Genomic DNA, 18332 nt, shown 5'->3' with positions numbered 1-18332 from the left:
CTCGACTCTGGAACGCGCGTCGAGGCCGACTGCAGTGCTAAAGGGTCAACTGGAGGCGCTAAGTCTCACCCGCCCTGGCCGGGTGCCGGCCGTTCCGGGGGAGTCGCGCTGTTCGAATTATGTTCGATACGGTGGTGGTATCTGGTCAGGGTGGCTGGAAAGGGGTGGTCGGTCGATCGGAGGTGGCCCGTGGGCGTCGGTGCGCACCTGCATGCCGCGAGTGGCTACTCGGCCCGGTACGGCGCCTCGCACCCCTCTGACCTGGTGAAACGAGCCGTTGAGCGTGGTGTCGGGACGCTTGCGCTCACCGATCGCGACACCGTCGCGGGGGCGGTCCGCTTCGCGAAGGCGGCTGCTGGGGCAGGGGTCCGTCCGGTCTTCGGGGTCGACGTCGCCGTCGCCCCCGCCGCCGGGTTCGGCGGCCGCGCCGCCCCCGCCGGGGCGCGGTCGCGGACGCCCGTGCGGGGTGGCGCGTACGTCGTCGAGCCGGCTCTGCGGGTCACCCTCCTCGCGCGGGACGCGGGCGGATGGGCCCGGCTGTGCCGCCTGGTCTCCGCCGCTCATGCAGGTGGCGTTCTTGGAGGTGGCGTCCGTATGGGTGCGGGTGTGGGGCCAGGTGCAGGTGCAGGTGCAGGCCCAGGTCCAGGTCCAGGTGCCGGTCGTCTGGCCGTCGACCCTGTCGATGCCGTCCGCGCGGCCGCGGCCGCGGCCCAAACCGACCCCGGCCCCGGCCCCGCCCCCGCCCCGCCCGTCGTGTCCTGGTCCGTGCTGGAGCGCTACGCGGACCAGGGGCTGGTGGTCATGCTCGGCCCCATGTCCGAGCCCGTGCGCGCCCTCGCGGCCGGCCGGCCCGACCTGGCCGAGCGGCTCCTCGTCCCGTGGCGGGAGATCGCGGGCCCGGGCCTGCGGCTGGAGGTGCTCTGGTACGGGCTGCCCGGCACCGGGCCGGGTTCGCTGCGCCTGGCCGCCCGCACCCTGGGGCTGGCCGACCGGCTCGGTGTCCCGGCGGTCCTCACCAACGCCGTCCGCTACGCCGACCCCGCCCAGCACCGCATCGCCGACGTCCTGGACTCCGCCCGGCTGCTGCGCCCCATCGACCGCCGCCGGCTGGACTGCGGAGAGCGCTGGCTGAAGGGGCCGGACGCGATGGCGTACGCCGCCGAGCGGATCGCCGCGGCCACCGGTCCGGGCGCCGGCTCGGGCGCCGCCTCGGACCCGGCCCGGGCGGCGGAGCTGCTCGCGGAGACCGTACGTACGGCGGAACTGTGCACCGTCGACCCGGTGTCCGACCTCGGCATCGGCATCGGCCGCGCACCCGCGCGGGCCAGCTTCCCCGAGCCGCAATCGGTGGGCGCCGGACCCGGACCGGACGAGGCCGCCGCCCTGCTGCAGCGGCGCTGCGCGGAGGGGATGTTCGCGCGCGGCCTGGACCGGGACCCGCAGGCGGTCCGGCGGCTGGAGTACGAGCTCGGCGTGATCGGGAAGCTGGGGTTCGAGTCCTACTTCCTGGCGGTCGCCCAGGTCGTCACGGACATCCGGGCCATGGGCATCCGGGTCGCCGCCCGCGGATCCGGCGCCGGGAGCATGGTCAACCACGCCCTCTTCATCGCCACGGCCAACCCCCTCGAACACCACCTGCTCTTCGAACGCTTCCTCAGCGTCCGCCGCCGCTCGCTCCCCGACATCGACCTCGACGTGGAGTCGGCCCGCCGGCTGGAGGTCTACGACCGGATCATCGAACGGTTCGGCACCGAGCGGGTGGCCGTCGCCGCGATGCCGGAGACCTACCGGGCCCGCCACGCCCTGCGCGACACGGGCCTGGCCCTCGGCCTGCCCCCGCAGACCGTCGACACGATCGCCAAGTCCTTCCCGCACATCCGGGCCTGCGACATCCAAGGCGCCCTCGCCGAGCTCCCCGAGCTGAAGGAACTCGCCGCCGAGGCCGCCTCGTACGGCCCGCTGTGGGAGCTGGCCGAGGGCCTGGACGCCCTGCCGCGCGGCTACGCCATGCACCCGTGCGGGGTGATCCTCTCCGACGCCGCCCTCCTGGACCGGCTGCCGGTGCAGCCCACCCCGGGCGGGCGGTACCCGATGGTCCAGGCGGACAAGGAGGACGTGGAAGACCTCGGGCTCGTGAAGCTCGACGTGCTCGGCGTACGGATGCAGTCGGCGATGGCGCACGCCGTCGCCGAGATCCGCCGCACCACCGGCCGCCAGCTCGACCTCGACAACCCCGACCACGTCCGGCTGGACGACCCCGACGCGTTCGAGCTCATCAGGCAGGCCCGGACCGTGGGCATGTTCCAGCTGGAGAGTCCCGGACAGCAGGACCTCGTCGGCCGCCTCCAGCCGCGCGGGGTCCAGGACGTCATCGCCGACATCAGCCTGTTCCGGCCCGGCCCGGTCAAGGGCGGCATGCCCGCCCTCTACATCGCCGCCCGCCACGGCGCCGCTCCCCGCTACCCCCACCCCGATCTGGAGCCCGTACTCGCCGACACCTACGGCGTGACCATCTGGCACGAGCAGATCATCGACATCTTCGCGGTGATGACCGGCTGCGACCGGGCGCTCGGCGAGATCGCACGCCGCGCCCTCGCGGGCCCCGACCGGCTGCCCCGGGTGGAGGCGTGGTTCCGGCAGCGGGCGGCCGCCCGCGGCTACGGCCGGGAGGTGCTCGACGAGGTGTGGGAGATCGTCGCCGCGTTCGGCGCGTACGGGTTCTGCCGCGCGCACGCCGTCGCCTTCGCCGTGCCCGCCCTCCAGTCGGCCTGGCTCAAGGCCCACCATCCCGCGGCCCTCTACGCCGGGCTGCTGGAGCACGACCCCGGGATGTGGCCCGCCCGGGTGATCGTCTCCGACGCCCGCCGCCACGGTGTGCCCGTGCTCCCCGTGGACATCAACCACTCCGCGCCCGACCACCGCGTGGAGCGGACGGCGGACGGCGCCTGGGCGGTACGGCTCGCGCTGTCCACGGTGAAGGGAACCGGCGCCGGGGAAGCGGCCCGCATCGCCGCCGGCCGGCCCTACAGCTCGCTGCAGGACTTCTGGGAGCGGGCCCGTCCGGCGCTCCCGACCGCCGAGCGCCTGATCCGGATCGGCGCCCTCGACGGACTGCGCGGCCCGCTCACCCGCCGCGACCTGCTCCTCCAGGTCTCCGAGCTCCACCGCCACACCCGGGGGCGCGCGGTCGACGGGCAACTCGCCCTCGGCGGCGCGCTCGTCACCGCCGCACCGTCGGGGCTTCCGGAGATGACCAGCCGCGAAGCCCTCGACGCCGAGATCGAGGTCCTGTCCATCGACGTCTCCCAGCACCTGATGGAGCACCACCACCGGCTGCTCCGCGAGATCGGCGCCGTCGACTCCGCCCACCTGGGCGCGATGCGCCCCGGGCAGCGGGTCCTGGTCGCCGGGGTCCGCGCCTCGACGCAGACACCGCCGATCCCTTCGGGCAAGAGGGTCATCTTCGTGACCCTGGAAGACGGCCGGGGCCTCGTCGACATCGCGTTCTTCGAAGACAGCCACGCGGCCTGCGCCCACACGGTCTTCCACTCCGGTCTGCTCCTGGTCCGCGGCACCGTCGAGGCCCGCGGACCGCGCCGCACCGTGGTCGGCCAGATGGTCTGGAACCTCGAGGAGATCGCGGCCGCCCGCCGCGACCAGGGCCCCGAAGCCGCACTCGCCCTGCTCGGCCGCGCCGATCCGGCCCCCACGCCCGCCCAGGGCGCCGCCCGGCCGCGCACCCTCGCCAACGGCACCAGCGGAGCCCGCCTCCACCCGTACGCGGACCTCCAGCCCTCGGGCACCCGCGCCGCCGACCTCAAGTCCCTCGGCTACACCAGCCCCGGCTCGGCGGGGTGATCACCACGCAGCAGATCCTCCACGCCCAGTTCCACTTCCCCTACGGGGCCTACCCCGGCGCGGACCCGCGTACGGATCCCGGTACGGGTACCGGCGCGGGCCCCGGCCCCGCCGCGGCCACCGGCCTCTACGCCCAACTCCTCGACATGGCGGCCGACATCACCCCCCGGGTCCAGCCGGTCCCGCCCGACGCCGCCCACCTCGACATCACCGGGGCCCTGCGCTACTGGCAGCGCGACGCCGAGGCCCTGGCGGCCGTCCTGCGGATGCGGACCGTCGGACTGCACGGCGTGCGGACGACCTGCGCGATCGCACCCAACCGCATGCTCGCCACGATGACCGCCGCCCTCACCCCACTCGGCGCCACCACCGTCCTCACCGAGGGGGAGGTCACCGCCTGGCTGCGCCCGCGGCCCGTCGCGGCGCTCTACGGAGTCGGCCCGGCCACCGCCGCCACCCTGGCCGCGTACGGGCTGCACACGATCGGAGACCTCGCCGACGCACCCCTGCCCACCCTGACCAGGATCTTCGGCTCGGCCACCGGCCGGGCCCTGCACGCCCACGCCCAGGGCGAGGACCTCCGTCCGGTCGAGGCCCGCCCCGTCCCCAAGTCCCTGACCACCCACCACCCCTTCGAGGCCGACTGCCTCGACCCGGACCGGCACCGCCGGGCCCTGCTCGACCTCGCCCACCGGCTCGGTGCCCGGCTCCGCGACGAGGAGCAGGTGGCCGCCGGCCTCACCCTCACCGTCCGCTACGCCGACCGCACCACGACCAGCCGCACCCGCACCCTGACCGAACCCACCCACCACACCGGCCCCCTCGCCGGCGCCGCCTACGAGCTCTACGGTCTCCTCGGTCTCCAACGGGCCCGCGTACGCTCCCTCGACCTCCGTGCCGAAGCCCTGCGCCCCGCCTCCGAGGCCCGGCGCCAGCTCAGCCTCGACCCGGCCGACGACCGGGCCCTCGCCGTCGAGGCGGCCGCCGACCGGGCCCGGGCCCGCTACGGCCCCGACGCGGTCAAACCGGCAACCCTCGCCGCCCGCAAGCCGTAGCCCCGCGCCCGCCGGCTCCCTCCGCAGCCACGCCGGGGCGGACGCCGCGCGGTACCGACGGGTTTGGAGCAAAGTGCCGGTCGGCACTGCGGCCGGCAGGCGTTCCGTACAACTGCGCCGTCCCGATCGAGCCGGGCTCCGGGAGGAACCCGCCATTTCCGTCCGGGAGCGGCCGCGGCGGGCCGGTGCGGGGTTAACGTCCCCGAATGTCCTCGAACATACAGACGCCTTCCGCCAGTTCGCCCAGTCGTCGCGTCCTCCTGCGCACCGCCCTGGCCGGCACCGCGGCCGCCGGGTCCGTCCTCGGACTCGGTTCCGTTTTCCCGGCCTCCGCCTCCGAGGCCTCCGCCGAAGCCGTGGACGGGTCCCGTCCCCGGAGTCCGGAGGAGGCGCTGCGCCGCCTGGCGGCCGGCAACCGGCGCTGGGCGGCGTACCGCCAGCAGCACCCGCACGAATCGCGTTCCGTACGCCTCCAAGTGGCGCGGGAGCAGCACCCGTTCGCGATCGTGCTGGGCTGCGTCGACTCCCGGGTGCCGCCGGAGCTCGTCTTCGACCAGGGGCTCGGCGACCTGCTGACCGTCCGCGCGGCGGGCGAGGTACTGGACGAGGCGGTGCTCGGCAGCATCGCGTACGGGGTCCTGGAGCTCGACGTCCCCCTGGTCCTGGTCCTCGCCCACCAGTCGTGCGGGGCCGTCGGCGCCGCGGTGCACGCCGATGAGACGGGTACCCGGCTGCCTGCGCACATCCAGTACCTGGCGGAGCAGATCCGGCCCTCCATCGACCACGGCCAGCACGGCGAGGCCCGGGTCGCCGCCACCATCGACACCCACGCGCGCCGGACCCGGGGCCTGCTGGCGGCGGAGCCGGACCTGGCCCGCAGGATAGCCACCGGCCGGCTCGCCGTCGCGGTCGCCCGCTACGACCTGGTCGACCAGAAGGTCCGCATGCTGCGCACCGAGTAATCGCCGGGCACGCCGGGCAATACCGTTCCCATATCGTCGCCGTCACGCAAAAACACCCCGGACCGATTGACGGCCGGGGTGTTTGTCTGCGTATATTTGATGTTTCACATCTAGGCATGGGTCGAGATGTGAAGAAGCTTATGGGGACACCGTACCGCGTCAGGAGTGGAATTGTCAACCGAAGAATTCCGGAATGAACAGCAATTCATCACGGATCTCTACGCACGCCTCGACGACCTGCGGGAGCAGGCCGAACGTGCCGTGCGGGGTGCACTCGGCGAGGCCGGCGGCGGGTTCCAGGCGCGACTGGAACGGGACATCGTGGTCGCTGAACAGTCCGGCCTGCTTTCCGCTCTGAACTCGGGCGAAAGCGGCCTGTGTTTCGGGCGGCTGGAGTTCTCCGACGGCTCGGACCACCACATCGGCCGCATTGGAATCAGGCAGGACGACCGGGAACGCACCCCCCTCGTCCTCGATTGGCGGGCCGATGTCGCACGCCCGTTCTATCTCGCGACCGGGCATTCCCCCATGGGATTGCGCCGACGCCGCCACATCACCACCCGGGGCCGCGAGGTCACCGCCCTGCACGACGAGATCCTCGACCTCGCCGACACCGAACGCACCGGTCACGAAGGGGCCGACGCGGACGCCGTGCTGCTCTCCGCGCTCGACGCCGCCCGCACCGGCCGGATGCACGACATCGTGCGGACCATCCAGGCCGAACAGGACCGCATCATCCGCTCCACCCACCGCGGCATCCTCGTGGTGGAGGGCGGCCCGGGCACCGGCAAGACCGCCGTGGCCCTGCACCGCGCCGCCTACCTGCTCTACGCCCACCGCGAGCTGCTCGCCAAGCGCGGCGTGCTGATCGTCGGGCCGAACCCGGCCTTCCTCGGCTACATCGGCCAGGTCCTGCCGGCCCTCGGCGAGACCGGGGTGCTGCTCGCCACCCCGGGCGAGCTGTTCCCCGGCGTGCGCGCCACCGCCGCGGACCGCCCCGGCGCCGCCGCCGTCAAGGGGCGCGCGGAGATGGCCGGGATCCTCGCCCGTGTCGTGAGCGACCGGCAGGCGCTCCCGGAGACCGTGCCCGCGGGCAGCGGCGAGGACGCCGACGTGGTCCCCGAACCGGCCCTGGAGATCGACCACGACGACTACGGGACGCTGCTGCTCGACCGGACCATGGCCCACGAGGCCCGGGACCGGGCCCGCGCCACCGGACTGCCGCACAACCTGGCCCGCCCGTACTTCGCCTTCCGGATCATCGACGCGCTCACCGAACAGCTCGCCGACCGGCTCGGCGCCGACCCCTACGGCGGCCCCAACCTGCTCGGCCCCGACGACATCGCCCAGCTGGGCAAGGAGATCGCGACCAGCGCCGATGTCCACGCGGCCATCGACACGCTGTGGCCCCCGCTCACGCCCCGGCAGCTGATCGCCGACTACCTCGCCGAGCCCGCGTACCTCCCCGAGCGGGAGGCCGAGCTGATCCGGCGTACGACGACGGGCGAGGCGGACTGGACCCCGGCCGACGTCCCGCTGCTCGACGAGGCCGCCGAACTGCTAGGAGTCGACGACACCGCGCGGCGCGCCGCCGAGGAGCGCGAGCGCCTCGAACGCGTCGCGTACGCGCAGGGCGTCCTGGACCTGTCGGCCGGATCGGAGTCGTACGAGTTCGAGGACACGGAGAACGAGTTCCTCGCGGCCCACGACATCATCGACGCCGAGCGGATGGCGGAGCGGCAGGAGGAGGCCGACCACCGCAGCGCGGCCGAACGGGCCGCCGCCGACCGCACCTGGGCCTTCGGGCACGTCATCGTCGACGAGGCGCAGGAACTGTCCGCCATGGCCTGGCGGCTGCTCATGAGGCGCTGCCCGACCCGTTCCATGACGCTGGTGGGCGACCCGGCCCAGACCGGCGACGAGGCCGGCTGCGGTTCCTGGCAGCAGATCCTGGCGCCCTACGTGGAAGACCGCTGGGAGCTGGTGCGCCTCGCCGTCAACTACCGCACGCCCGCCGAGATCATGGAGCTGGCGGCAGCCGTGCTCCGGGCCCGCCACCCGGGCTTCGAGCCGCCGAGCTCGGTCCGTTCCACGGGGCGGCGGCCCTGGGTGGCACGGACCGGCGACCTGGCCGCGGCGGTGGCCGACGCGGTACGGGAGGGCGCGCCGGCCGAGGGACGCCTCGCGGTGATCGCCCCGCGCCCGCTGCACGAGGCGCTGGCGGCCGCGCTGCCCGGCGTGCGGGCGGGGGAGGAGCCCGACCTCACCCGCCCGGTGGTCCTGCTCGCGCCGCGGCAGGCCAAGGGCCTGGAGTTCGACACGGTGATCGTCGTGGAGCCGGCGGACCACGAGCCCAGTGACCTCTACGTCGCCCTGACGCGCGCGACCCAGACCCTCGGGGTGCTCCACACGGGCCGGCTGCCGCAGGGGCTGGACGAACAGCCGTAGGCGGGCGGTCCGGGAACTACGCGCCGCCCCCCGGCGGCCTGGCCAGGCCCTGTTCGTCGCACGGGAGCCGGTCCGCCGGGTAGTCGGCCAGGAAGTCCCGGAGCGACTCCTTCCCGACCTCCGCCATCTGTACGGGTTCCACCACGATCACACCGCCGAAGGGACGGTCCACGTCCCGGATGATGAGCAGGGTCGTGGTCAGCAGCACGGTGACGACGACCAGGGCGCTGAGCGGCCCCTTGTTGTCCTTGCGGGGCAGGCACAGGCCGAGGCCGACCACGGTCACGGCGAGGTTCACCAGCATGAACCAGTAGATCAGGCCCGGGATGGTCGGAGCGGACTCGGCCATCCTGGCCTGCCGTCCCAGGGACCGCTGGTCGTCCGCGGCGACCAGCATGCCGAAGGTGGGACTGCTCGTGCCCAGTTCCTTGAAGGTCGCGCGGAAGTCCCTGCTCCACACGCTGGGGGCCGGGGAACCCTTCCCCCCGGCCATGGCGGGCCATTCCTTGTGCTCGACGGCCCGCGCGTAGCAGACGGCGTCACCGCGCAGCCGCTGCCGCGGCGCAGGGGGAGCGTAGTCCGCCACCTCCGCGAGGTGGTCCAGTGCGTGCGCCTCCGCCCGCGCGGCGTCGTCGGCCCGTCCGTTGGAGCTGGAGGCGGTGACGAGCATGAACGCGAGGATCAGGATCGTCAGGGTCAGCAAGGGCCCGATGAGGTCGCGCACGCCCATGCCGTCGGCGTCGTCGCCACCCATCAGCCGGGGGCGCAGGAACCGGTTCGCGGCGATCCCCGCGGCCAGGGCGAGCAAGGCGACGAGGAGGGTGACCGTCACCGGCCGGGCTCCCGCGCCGCATCCCGGGGAGGCGCGGCCTCCGCGGCCGCGGTTCCGGGCGGACCCGTCACGTATCGCACCAAGCTCTCCCTCCGGTCGGGTCGCGCTTCCGTGATCCTCGTGTCCGGCCCGCTCGGGCCGCGCCCGCGGCGCCCGCAGCGCCCGAACGCCACCCGCACGAGTGCGGCCGTAGTGCCGTTCGGCAGAGGCGCGGTGTCCCGTACCGGAGGAAGGGGGGTCCCGTACCGGAGGAACTCGCCCGGCCACCCGGGTGAGTTCGCGAGCGGATCCCTGCGGCCGGGGTCCGGGGCCCGCTAGAACCGGGGGGTGAACGAGAAGATGAGGGCGCGCGGCCTGTCCGCGCTCGCCGCGACCCTGGCGGCCGTGCTCGCGACGGCGCTGGCCCCCGGCCCGGTGCGGGCGGCCGAAGGGGCGCCCCGTACCGGCTTCGAGGCCACGTACGGAGCGCACTGGACCACCGAGTCCCAGGAGCGGGACCTGCTCCACGCGCTCGGCCGGCACGGCGAGCGCGCCACCGCCCGGACAGCTACCCGGACAACCGTCCGGACCATCGGCACCACCGTACGGGGCCGCCCGCTGCGCCTGGTGAGCCTGGGGCGGGGGCCCCTCACCGTCCTGCTGGTGTGCGGCCAGCACGGAGACGAACCGGCGGGGCGCGAGGCGTGCCTGAGCACCGTACGGGACCTCGCCCACGCCCGGGACGCGGCGGCCCGGCGCCTCCTGGAGACCGTCACCCTGCTCGTGGTCCCGACGGCCAACCCGGACGGGCGGGCGGCCGGCACCCGCTCCAACGCCGAGGGCACCGACATCAACCGCGACCACATGGCCCTGGTCTCGCCCGAGGCGCGGGCGATGGCCGCGGTGCTGCGCGATCACCGGCCGCACCTCGTGTACGACCTGCACGAGTACCGGTCGACGCCGGGGACGTACGACAAGGACCTCTTCGACCTCTGGCCGCGCAACCTCAACACCGACCCGGCGGTGTACGCGGAGTCCCGCCTCCTGTCCGCCGCGTACGTACGCGGGGCGGCCCGCGCGGCCGGCCACTCCACGGGGACCTACGGCATCCGCACCGACCCCGTGACCGGAGCCCCGGTCGGGCAGTCCGCGGGCGACGGCCAGGAGCGGATCCTGCGCAACACGGCGGGCGTGAAGCACGCGGTCGCGCTGCTGATCGAAAGCCGCATCGAAGCACCCGCGGGCGCGGCCGGGCATGCGGAGAGGGCCGACGCGTCCGTCAATCACCGCCGCCGGGTCAGCTCCCAACTAGCCGCCTTGAAAGGCCTGTTCGCCTACCTCTCCACCCGTACGGGCCCCCTGGCAACAGCCTCGGACGGGGCCCGCCGGGCGGCGGGGAGCGCACGGGGTCCGGTCCCGCTGGCCGGCGCGGACAACGCCCCCGCGACCGACGGCGAGATCCTCGCCGACCCGCCCTGCGGCTACCGGCTCACCCCGGCCCAGTACGCCGGGACGGGCGAGCGCCTGGCCCTGCACGGCGTACGGGCCGTACCCGCCGACGACGGCGGCGCGTTCGTTCCGCTGAGTCAGCCCCTGCGGGCCCTGGCGGTGCTCCTTCTCGACGGCCGGGCCCCGCACCGGATCACAACAGGGCAGCCCGTGCAGGGATGCTGACGATCCGTCAGTCGGGGTCGATGCCGCGCATCCGAGGCCACCGGGGACGTCCCCGACGCCGGCTGCGGGGGGAAGCGCGCTGGTCAGCCGGATGCCGTGAGCTATGTTGGGATCACGGAGCGGCACGAAAGGGAGGACCGCCGGTGTCATCGGGGCAGCAGGCGCGCGCACAGGCGGCAGCGATCACGCCGAGCGGGCAGGCGGTCGACCACGAGCGGGCCCCGGCCGACCGGGTCCGGGCCCTTTTCGACGGGCACGCGCTCTCACCGGGGCAGCGCCGGATCGCCCAGTACCTCGTCGACCACCTCACCGAGGCGGCGTTCCTCTCGATCACCGAGCTCGCGGAGCGGGCCGGCGTGAGCCAGCCCTCCGTGACCCGCTTCGCCTCGGCCCTCGGCTTCAGCGGATATCCGGCCCTGCGCGACGTGCTCCAGCCGATCGCGCTCAGCGCGGTGGCCGGCGCCCCGGACAGCCCCGAACAGACCCGGCGCAACGAACTGCAGGCGGCCGTCGACGCCGAGATCGAGAACCTGCGCACCGTCCGTCAGCTGCTGGCCGACACCGACCAGGTGCTCGACATCGGACGCGAGCTGGCCCGGTCGGTGCCGCTGACGGTCCTCGGGCTGCGGATCTCCGTCTCGCTGGCGGAGTACTTCGCCTACGCGGCCCGCCGGATCCACCCCGACGTGCGGCTGGTCACCGGCGGCGGCAGCGTCGCCTCCGACGCGCTGCTGCAGGCCCGGGCGGCGGGCGGCAGCTGGGTCCTGGCCTTCGCGATGCCCCGGCACGCCAAGGAGACCCTCGCGGCGCTGCGGGTGGCCCGCGGAGCGGGGCTGCGGATCGCGCTGATCACGGACCGGACGCTGGGACCGCTGGTGGACGAGGCCGATGTGGCGCTGACGGCCGGGACCGGTTCGCGGCTGGTCTTCGACTCCTACGCGGCGCCGGGCGTCCTGTCCGCGGCGCTGCTCCAGGCGATGGCGGACGCGGATCCCGAGCGGACGCAGGCCCGGCTGGAGAGCTACGAGCAGGCCGCGGACCAGCACGGCTTCTTCCTCTAGGCCACGAAGAGTGCCACGAAGAGGGCTGCGAACAAGAACTGCGGACAAGGGCTACGAAGTGGCATGAGGTGCCATATTCACGCCACCCTTGCACATGAATATTTTCATACTCTTGCTTACTCGGCGGTATATATGTTTACTGATGGCGGCGCGGTCATCCGTCAAGATGCCAAGGAAGGTGTCCCCACACCGTCCTAGAACAGACACCCGACGTGACGTTTCTCCTCCTCACGTGACGCCAGGTGTCCCGTCCGGCTTTCGGATCCCGCAGCTCCTCTGCGGCCTCGGCCAACCCCTGGGCCGAGGCCGCGCCATACGTTCTCCATCGGCGTTCGACACCTCGTGGAAGCGGCAGGAATGTCTCAGACGGCTCCCACCACCCACAGTCAGGACTGGCCCCAGCAGGTGAAGAAGCCCGGGAGCCACGACTGGGAACGCACGGCCACCCACTGGCTGCGCGATCTCCTTCCGGCCCGCTACGCCGGCTACGCGACCCTGACCCGGAGCCCCGTACTCCTCGCGCGCCACGCCCAGCTGCAGGTCCAGCACGAGATGCGGGCCGTGCGGGTGGCCCTGGAAACCGGCCGGGCCCAGCTCCCCTCCCTCGGCGTGGCCGAGGGGGTCATCGAGACCTCGATCAGGATGTACGCCGCCGAGCTCCAGCAGCTCTCCCGGCTGGCCCGCGCCATCCGCCTCGTCGGCGAGGCCCTCGCTTCGAGCGCGGCCCGCGGGCGTTAGGCCGTCTCTTTCGGATCTTGCCTGGCCCGCGTCGCCATCGTCTTCGGCGACTGGCTCCAGTTCGCCGCCGACGACGTGTTCAACGCGGGCCTCAACAACACGGTGGGCTCCAACAACTGATCACGGGTCGGCGGTCCCCGTTCGTCAGGCTCCTGCGCCGGACGGCCGGGGACCCGGGCCCCGGCGTGATCTCCGGCGCCTCCCGCCCTTCCCCGCCGCGCCCGGGAGGTCAGCCGGTGGCGACACCGACGAGCTGCTCCGCGATGGTGTCCGCGGAGGGGAACCTCATGCCCAGGGTCCCGACGTGCTTCCAGTGCAGGGTGCCGTCCGGCGCGATGACGAAGACCGCCCGGCGCAGACCGATGACGGGAGCCGTGATCCCGAAGGCGCGGGCCACCTCGCGGTCGGTGTCGGCCAGCAGCGGCATCCGCAGGCCGCGGCTCCGGGCGAAGGCCTCGTGGCTGTCGACGCCCTGCGGGCTGATGCCCCACACCTGGGCACCGCACGCGGAGAGCGACTCCAGTCCGTCCGAGTAGGAGCACAACTGCGTGGTGCAGACTGGGGTGTTGTCGCCGGGGTAGAAGGCGAGAACCACCGGGTTCCCGCGCTGCTCGCCGAGTGAGTACTGCCCGCGGACGAACACGTCCTCGCTGAGCCGGCCGCCGGGGAGCGAGAAATCGCCCACCAGATCGCCCACGTCCGGGATTCGGGTCACGATGGCCGCACCTCTCTGTCGTCGAGGGGCGTACGGTACCCGGTCGCGCCCGCCGTGTCGCTGCCCGGTGGCCGGTACCGGGGGTGGGGGACGGCGGGCGCGACCGCGGCTCAGCGGCGGTGCATCGTGTGCAGGGCTTCGAGGAGCACCTTCGGATCGTGGCCGCCCTTGTAGACCGGCGGCGGCTGCCGGTCCAGGTGCAGCAGCCGGGCCACGGCGGTCCACGCGGTGCGCACCGAGTACTCGACGGTGAACACCACGTCGTCGGGGACCTCGGCGTACTGGCCGATGAAGGCCAGGTTGGTGGAGCCCTCCGGGACGACCTCGGGCCGGTCGCCGGCCTTGCGCACCAGGAACTGGCTGGTGATGTACGGCATCAGGGCCGGAACGACGACCGAGGACTCGAGGATCTGTTCGCTCTGCTCCAGGCGCAGGTGTCCGAGCACCTCGGTGAGGATCTCGCGGCCCGTGCACTCGGCCATCGTCTTGCCCACGTGGTCGCCGGCCTTGTCCGGGAACAGGGCGTACCCCCACCAGACGTAGGTGCCCTCGGGCTGCTCGTGGAAGTGCGGCTGGTGGTTGAGGACGATGGTCAGCAGCCAGCCGGAGTCCTTGAAGGTGATCAGACCGCCCTTGCCGGCCTCGCTGCCGGAGAACTCCTCCATGGCCTTGAAGAAGGTGGGGTCCTGGGTGGTGACGGTGAAGGAGCCCCAGGTGGAGTCCGAGACGGAGGAGTCGAAGACCGAAGGGTCGCCCAGGTGGGGGCGCTTGGCCGCCAGGGTCTGCCACAGGCCCCACGAAGCGTCCGGGGCGGAGGTGTCCAGTACGGCGGGGGTGTCGGTGGATCCCAGGGTGGAGTTCGCGGTCATCGATCCGTTGGTGACGAAGACCAGGTCCCCGTCGGCGACGGGGATCCGCAGGGCCGCGCCCTCCTGCAAGCAGGCGAGGGCGGTGACGGTGGTGCCCTCACCGTCGGCCAGCTCCACGTCGGTGACGGTGGTGTTCATCGTGAACACGACGCCGTTGCTCCGCAGCCAGCTCTGGAGCGGGCGCACGATCGAGTCGTACTGGTTGAAACGGGTGCGGTAGATGCCCGACATGGTGTCGAAGGTCTTGAAGAGGTGCACGAACCGGTTGAGGTAGCGCCGGAACTCGATCGCCGAGTGCCAGGGCTCGAAGGCGAAGGTCGTGCACCACATGTACCAGAAGTTGGTGGTGAAGAACTCGGGGGTGAAGCAGTCGGAGATGCGCTTGCCGTCGAGCCGGGACTCGGGGGAGGCCACGCACGCGATCAGGTCCAGGCGGTCGCGCTCGGAGAACCCCATGGAACGGGTGTCGACCCGCCGGCCGGCGGAGTCGACCAGGCGGGCCTTGTCGTTCCAGGCGAAGTCCTCGTGGAAGGCGAAGGTGTCCTCGGTGACCGAGGTGTCCGGCGCGTCCAGTGAGGGGATGGAGCGCAGCAGGTCGTACGTGCACTCGAAGTGCAGCTCGAACATCCGGCCGCCGCGCATGGTGTAGCCGTTCTCGGGGTCGCCCGCGGCGTCCAGGCTTCCGCCGGTGCGGCCTTGGGCCTCCAGGATCGTGATGTCCGAGCCCGCGAACCCGCCCTCCCTGATCAGCAGCGCTGCCGCCGACAGGGAAGCGATGCCGGCACCCACCAGATAGGCCTTGGCCACGATGTGTCTCCTCGCCCTGGCCGCACGGGCCCCGGTCGGCCGTACGGTCACCCACCCAGGCCACCACCCCCCACGGCGGGTCGCGACCGGGGTGCGCCATTGGGCGGGCGGGCGGGTTGCGCACCCTGCTGGTAGCCCTGGGACTCCGGAGCCCTGCGGAGGGTCGTCGATGCCACGCTCGCCTCGCACGAACCGGTCGGCGCCCCGCCCACCTGGGTGCTCTCCAACCACGACACGATCCGCCACGTCACCCGCTACGGACGGGCCGACACCTCCTTCGACATGGGCGACAAGCGGCTCCTCGACCCCGGCGACGCCGGACTCGGCCGCCGCCGGGGCCGCGCCGCGGCCCTCGTCTCCCTGGCCCTGCCCGGCGGCGTCTACATCTACCAGGGCGACGAACTCGGCCTGCCCGAGGTCCAGGACCTGCCCGACGAGGTCCTCCAGGACCCGACCTTCGTCCGCTCCGGGGGGACCGACCGGGGACGCGACGGCTGCCGCGTCCCCTTGCCGTGGGAGCCCGGCGGACCCTCCCTCGGCTTCTCCGCCCCGGCCGCCGAGGGCGCCCCGGCCGAGCCGTCCGCCCCCTGGCTGCCCCAGCCCGGGTGACCGTCGGGGCCCAAGGCGCGGGCCATCCGCATCGTGAGATGTGGTGTCACATGTCGGCGGCGGCGTGCCAGACTCTTCCGCATGCGCCAGCAGAAGATTAGCGCCGGCGTGCCGGCCCGGAGCTGAACTGAGACCACCCCAGCAGCCCACCGCCCGCACGCAGACCTCTCGCATCCGCGAGGGGTCTTCTTGTTTTCCGGGACCACGCACCTCCGCCCCAGGACAGGAGCCCACCTCTCATGACCCGCAGCGATGTTCTCCCCGCCGTCGACGACGCCGTGCGCACCGGCGACACCGCCTGCCACACGCTGACCATCACCGTCCGGGACGGCGGCCACGCCCTCACCCGCATCTCCGCGCTCCTCAACAACCTGTCCGTCAGGACGCTGTCCTTCCGGGCCGCCGACGGCGGCGGGCTCGCGCTGTGCGAGATCGTGGTCCCGGTGGCCGAATCGCCCCGCGCCCAGGCCAAGCTCCGGCGCTGCGTCGAGGTGGTCGAGCTGAGCGCCCACCCGGCGGGGGAGACCCGGGCCATCTGAACGCACCGAACGGATTACTTGACTGACCGTTCCAGTATCTCGTAGAGTACGGGATGTGGCCAGGACCAAGGAATTCGATCCGGACGCCGCGCTGCAGTCGGCTCTGGAGCTGTTCTGGCGGCGCGGCTACGAGGCGACGTCGATGGCGGACCTCGTCGAGGCGCTCGGCATCGGGCGAGCCAGCATGTACGCCACCTTCGGGAACAAGCGCGAGCTCTACCTGAAGGCGCTGGACCGCTACGGCGAGTACCGCGACCCCAGCCTGCTGCGCGAGCTGTCCCAGCCGGGGCCCGCGCTGCCGGCCGTGCGTACGGTGGTACGCCGCTTCGCCGCCGAGTCGAGCGCCGGTGACCTGCGGCAGAACGGCTGCTTCGTGACCAACACGGCCGCGGAGCTCGGTGCGCACGATCCGGCGGCGGCCCGCAAGGTCGAAGCCAGCTGGAACCACATCGAGACCCTGCTGCACTCGGCGCTGACCCGGGCCCAGGCCCAGGGCGAACTGCCCGCGGACCGCGATCCGCGCACGCTGGCCAGCATGCTGCTGGTCCTGATGCAGGGCATGCGCGTCGTGGGCAAGGCCTCGCAGGACCCGGCCCGGGTGCGGGCCGCCGCGGAACAGGCCCTGACCCTGCTCGACTGACCGTCGCACGACTGCACGGCGCCTCCCTTCGGGGAGGTTCTTTTAAGGCTTCATTCTGGAACGTACGATCCAGTTCACGTCATGAGGGGGAGTAATGGCCGTCACGCAGAACCCGCAGACCACGCAGACCACACAGACCACGCAGACCACAGGCACCATGCAGGCGCTCACCGCGTCCGGATCCGGAACCAGGGCGGTCCGCCCGGCGCCCGGCCCGGCCTTCGCGCTGCTCGGCACCGTGCAGATGACGCTGATCTTCGCGCTCACCTCGCTCATCGTGCCGCTGCCCGCGATCGGCCGCGAATTCACCCTGGGCCGCGATGACTTGCTGCTCCTCAGTGCCGCCTACGGCCTGAGCTTCGCCGGCCTGCTGCTCTTCGGAGGCCGCCTCACCGACCGGTTCGGCGGCCGCCGGGTGCTCACCGCCGGACTGCTCCTCTTCGCCGTGGCCTCCCTCGCCGCACCCTTCGCCCAGGGGGCCGGGGTCCTGCTCACCGCCCGCTTCGCCCAGGGGGTGGGCGCCGCGCTCACCGCACCCGCCGCCATGGCCGTACTGCGGGCGGTCTTCCCCGAACCCGCCACGTTCGGACGGGCGATGGCGACCTGGGGCGGGCTGTCGGTGCTCGGCGCGACCGCCGGCAACCTGCTCTCCGGAGTCATCTCGGCCCTGAGCGGCTGGCGGCTGTCCTTCGCCGTCCCGGTCGCCGTGGCCGCCGCGGCACTGCTCCTCGCCCCCCGGCTGCTGCCCGCCACCCCGGAAGGCGAGGGCCGCTCCCTGGACCTGCCGGGCGCCCTGCTGGCCACCGCCGGCATCAGCCTCGCCAGCTACGGCTTCGTCCTCACCGACGTCCGGTCCTGGGGATCGACGAGCGTCCTGGTCACCCTGCTCACCGCGGCCGCGCTCCTGCTGGCCTTCCCGCTCGTCGAGCGCCGGGTCCGTGACCCCCTGCTCCCGCTCGGATTCCTCCGCGACCGTCGCCGGGGCCTCGCCCTCGCGGCCATCGGTCTCACCGCCGCCGGTACCGCCGTGACCTTCGTCCTCCTCTCCCTCCACCTCCAGCAGGAACTGGGCTGGTCGGCGCTGCGGACCTCCGCCGCGTTCCTCCCCTTCGCCGTGGTGCTCCTGGTGGCGGGCCGGGCGGCAGGTCCCCTCGTGGGCCGGTACGGGGCATCCCGGGTCACCACCGCCGGCCTCGTGGTCGCCGCGGCCGGGCTCGCGCTCCTCGCGCTCACCGGCCTGGCCGCGCAGATCCCGTACGCCTACGGCCTCCTCCCCGGGCTGCTCCTGCTGCCCGCCGGAGCGGCGGCAGCCTTCGCGGGGGCCGCGGTCCTCGCCACCGACGGGGTGGCCCCCCACCAGGCGGGACTCGCCGGCGGGGTGATGAACACCGCGATGGAGCTCGGACCGACGGTCGTCTTCGCCGCCGTCCTCTCCCTGGGCTCCGACACGGTCTCGCTCGCCGCCACCGCGGTCGCCTTCGCCGCGGCCGCCTTCCTCAACACCCGCATCAAGTAACCGACAGACAACCGAGCAAGGGAATCACCA

At 73.3% G+C, this 18332-nt stretch carries 13 protein-coding genes and 1 pseudogene; 11 read left to right on the top strand and 3 right to left on the bottom strand.

What is annotated here, in order from left to right:
• Positions 1–189: 189 nt before the first annotated feature.
• From AC3IX6_RS01240 to AC3IX6_RS01225, 4 genes are all read left to right on the top strand, one after another.
• Positions 190–3858 (top strand): DNA polymerase III subunit alpha, encoded by a 3669-nt coding sequence (locus AC3IX6_RS01240; protein ID WP_489368295.1) that lies wholly within the window; start codon positions 190–192, stop codon positions 3856–3858.
• Positions 3855–4913 (top strand): DNA polymerase Y family protein, encoded by a 1059-nt coding sequence (locus AC3IX6_RS01235; protein WP_489368294.1) that lies wholly within the window; start codon positions 3855–3857, stop codon positions 4911–4913. Before AC3IX6_RS01240 ends, AC3IX6_RS01235 begins: the two co-directional genes overlap by 4 nt.
• 206 nt (positions 4914–5119) lie before the next feature.
• Entirely contained in the window at positions 5120–5875 is a 756-nt protein-coding gene (locus AC3IX6_RS01230; protein WP_489368293.1) for a carbonic anhydrase, read from the top strand.
• 171 nt (positions 5876–6046) lie between these two features.
• On the top strand, positions 6047–8323 hold the full coding sequence (locus tag AC3IX6_RS01225) for a HelD family protein (protein ID WP_489368292.1): 2277 nt from the start codon (positions 6047–6049) through the stop codon (positions 8321–8323).
• A gap of 16 nt (positions 8324–8339) precedes the next feature.
• Here the strand turns inward: AC3IX6_RS01225 and AC3IX6_RS01220 are convergent, their stop codons facing one another.
• A complete protein-coding gene (locus tag AC3IX6_RS01220) occupies positions 8340–9155 on the bottom strand; it encodes a bestrophin-like domain (RefSeq protein ID WP_489368291.1) in 816 nt (271 codons plus the stop codon).
• Between the two features lie 339 nt (positions 9156–9494).
• Here AC3IX6_RS01220 and AC3IX6_RS01215 point away from each other — a divergent pair, with 339 nt between their 5' ends.
• The 3 genes from AC3IX6_RS01215 (at position 9495) to AC3IX6_RS01205 (ending at position 12607) form a co-directional block, all read left to right on the top strand.
• Complete coding sequence (locus AC3IX6_RS01215; protein WP_489371704.1) at positions 9495–10808, top strand: M14 family zinc carboxypeptidase; 1314 nt, start codon at positions 9495–9497, stop codon at positions 10806–10808.
• Between the two features lie 143 nt (positions 10809–10951).
• Positions 10952–11869 (top strand): MurR/RpiR family transcriptional regulator, encoded by a 918-nt coding sequence (locus AC3IX6_RS01210; RefSeq protein ID WP_489368290.1) that lies wholly within the window; start codon positions 10952–10954, stop codon positions 11867–11869.
• 357 nt (positions 11870–12226) lie between these two features.
• Positions 12227–12607, top strand: coding sequence for a hypothetical protein (locus AC3IX6_RS01205; RefSeq protein WP_489368289.1), 381 nt, complete (start codon positions 12227–12229; stop codon positions 12605–12607).
• 229 nt (positions 12608–12836) lie between these two features.
• Here the strand turns inward: AC3IX6_RS01205 and AC3IX6_RS01200 are convergent, their stop codons facing one another.
• Complete coding sequence (locus tag AC3IX6_RS01200) at positions 12837–13322, bottom strand: peroxiredoxin (RefSeq protein WP_489368288.1); 486 nt, start codon at positions 13320–13322, stop codon at positions 12837–12839.
• Between the two features lie 110 nt (positions 13323–13432).
• On the bottom strand, positions 13433–14998 hold the full coding sequence (locus tag AC3IX6_RS01195; RefSeq protein WP_489368287.1) for an oleate hydratase: 1566 nt from the start codon (positions 14996–14998) through the stop codon (positions 13433–13435).
• A 135-nt stretch (positions 14999–15133) separates the two neighbouring features.
• Between AC3IX6_RS01195 and AC3IX6_RS01190 the strand changes: the two are divergent.
• The 4 genes and pseudogenes from AC3IX6_RS01190 to AC3IX6_RS01175 form a co-directional block, all read left to right on the top strand.
• Positions 15134–15601: pseudogene (locus AC3IX6_RS01190) on the top strand (alpha-amylase family glycosyl hydrolase); the annotation flags it as partial.
• A gap of 245 nt (positions 15602–15846) precedes the next feature.
• Positions 15847–16146: a hypothetical protein gene (locus tag AC3IX6_RS01185; protein ID WP_489368286.1), complete on the top strand. Its 300-nt coding sequence runs from the start codon at positions 15847–15849 to the stop codon at positions 16144–16146.
• Between the two features lie 55 nt (positions 16147–16201).
• Entirely contained in the window at positions 16202–16786 is a 585-nt protein-coding gene (locus tag AC3IX6_RS01180; RefSeq protein WP_489368285.1) for a TetR/AcrR family transcriptional regulator, read from the top strand.
• Positions 16787–16943: 157 nt separating this feature from the next.
• Positions 16944–18302, top strand: coding sequence for an MFS transporter (locus AC3IX6_RS01175; RefSeq protein ID WP_489371703.1), 1359 nt, complete (start codon positions 16944–16946; stop codon positions 18300–18302).
• Positions 18303–18332 lie beyond the last annotated feature (30 nt).

Source organism: Streptomyces sp. GL_141 (assembly GCF_057834385.1).
Note: the sequence above shows the minus strand (reverse complement) of the source record. Positions and strands in the feature narration are given on the sequence as shown.

What these genes read in the sequence shown, in the direction of transcription:
- AC3IX6_RS01230 (WP_489368293.1), top strand. Translation starts at nt 5,120, where the DNA reads ATGTCCTCGAACATACAGACGCCTTCCGCCAGTTCGCCCAGTCGTCGC.
- AC3IX6_RS01215 (WP_489371704.1), top strand. Translation starts at nt 9,495, where the DNA reads ATGAGGGCGCGCGGCCTGTCCGCGCTCGCCGCGACCCTGGCGGCCGTG.
- AC3IX6_RS01205 (WP_489368289.1), top strand. Translation starts at nt 12,227, where the DNA reads ATGTCTCAGACGGCTCCCACCACCCACAGTCAGGACTGGCCCCAGCAG.
- AC3IX6_RS01185 (WP_489368286.1), top strand. Translation starts at nt 15,847, where the DNA reads ATGACCCGCAGCGATGTTCTCCCCGCCGTCGACGACGCCGTGCGCACC.
- AC3IX6_RS01175 (WP_489371703.1), top strand. Translation starts at nt 16,944, where the DNA reads ATGCAGGCGCTCACCGCGTCCGGATCCGGAACCAGGGCGGTCCGCCCG.